At 30.7% G+C, this 1,820-nt stretch carries 2 protein-coding genes; both read left to right on the forward strand.

Features of this window, described 5'->3' with window-relative positions; all coding sequences use genetic code 11:
* On the forward strand, positions 1–895 hold an 895-nt coding region (locus BIZ37_RS30015; RefSeq protein ID WP_187464656.1), incomplete at its 5' end, for a DUF6625 family protein.
* 396 nt (positions 896–1,291) lie between these two features.
* Positions 1,292–1,820, forward strand: a 529-nt coding sequence (locus BIZ37_RS30020) for a glycosyltransferase (protein ID WP_187464657.1), incomplete at its 3' end; no start/stop codon positions are given.

Raw genomic sequence — 1,820 nt, forward strand, 5'->3', positions numbered from 1 at the left:
GAACGAAGTGAATAAATACAATATATTATTTATTATTCCTTACTATGGGAAATGGCCTGAATGGTTCCCTGCTTTTCTTTTATCGTGTAAAGCTAATCCAGATATCAATTGGCTTATCCCTACTGACTGCGAAATCCCAGAGGATTCACCTAATAATGTAAGATTTGTTTCCAGTACGCTTAATGACCTTGAACTTAAGACAAAAAAAGTCACAGGGCTAAACGTCAAGCTAATTCGGCCTTATAAAATTTGTGACTTGAAACCAGCTTTTGGTCATATATTTCAAGACGAAATAAAAAACTATGACTTCTGGGGGCATTGTGATATGGATGTTATTTTTGGGAAAATAACAGATTTTATCACACCTGACTTACTCAACAATTATGATATCATTACAACAAGAAAGAATAGAATCGCTGGTCACTTTACGTTATACCGTAACAATGAATCTATAAATTCATTGTACACAAAACATCATGAGTATGAATTTGTTTTTGAGTCTGAAGATAATTTTCATTATGATGAAAATAGAATGACTGATTTGATACAATCAGAAATTTCTGCTGGTAATAACTTGCGCATATACTGGCCTGATTTCATGCTTAATTATAAAGTACCTAGAGAAAAGCCATCTATAGTACCAAATGTAATAAATAAATGGAGGTGGAGTGAAGGGAGGCTTTATGAAGAAGGGAATGAAGGCGGTGAAATCATGTATTTGCATTTTATGACCTGGAAAGATACGCTAAATAAGTGTTTCTTTGAGTATTCAGATAATCCATCACAGTTTTATATCTCTTATACTCATATTGGGGAAAAGAAGTCAATTATTCCTGCAGAGGTTTTAAAAATTGATTTTTCAAAAATTTTTCCTAGATTATTTATACAGAACTAATGAATATTACAATAGTTTGAAATCTGAATGTAGAACCATTTTATGGCTAACCTTTTTGACATATTTGACTAAGTAATAATGTTTTTAAGTTTGGGCTTTCTTTCAACTTAACTCGGTGTTATTGCCTAAATTAGTTGAACCTTTTTCATGCTGAATGCAGGAGATATGACAGATGAGGTGTTATTAATTGGTCTAATGAATGCCTTATACCTTTATGCAGGTAGGATTGGCTAATAATTCATGTGTTGATTTAGTCATTGAATATATAATTAGGCAAGGGGTGAGAACTCGGCATCTGTTGTCTCTTAAAAAACAATTATGGTATAAATATAATTAGTTGTTTCAAAAAATTATTATTGGGTAAGTATAATACAAATTTAATTATGGGATTTGACAATGTTTGATAATAACAGAGTTCTATTGATATCAGATGAATATCCACCCTCAGGTGGAGGGGCAGGAATTGTCGCAAGACTGATCAAAAATCATCTTTATTCATCAAAATATAATCTTACTCTAATTTCAGGTGGTAGTGGATTTCATGAAAAAGAAATTGAACATATACAAGTAAATCAAAAGCGAATAGTATGGATTTATAATTACTTTAAGGCTTTAAAAAAATGTGAGGCAGTAAGTAAATCGCCTGTTATCGTATTAAATGACTACCTATCTGCATATGTTGCAGGCATTTTTTTTTCAAAGAAAACGCTTAGTAAATGCATAATCTTGATACATGGTACGGATTCAAAATTTTTTTTTGAGAAAAGAACAAAAAAGCATCTATTATTTCAATATAAATTTTTTTACGAAAGAGCAATTAAGTATTGCAAAAAAATAATTACAGTTAGCCGCTATGCTCAAGAAACCTACCATGAATATATACCAGAAAAAATTAAAGAAATAGTGATAAATAAAAGTAAAGTAT

Origin of the sequence: Photobacterium sp. BZF1 (genome assembly GCF_014349205.1) — a bacterium.
GTDB lineage: Bacteria > Pseudomonadota > Gammaproteobacteria > Enterobacterales > Vibrionaceae > Photobacterium.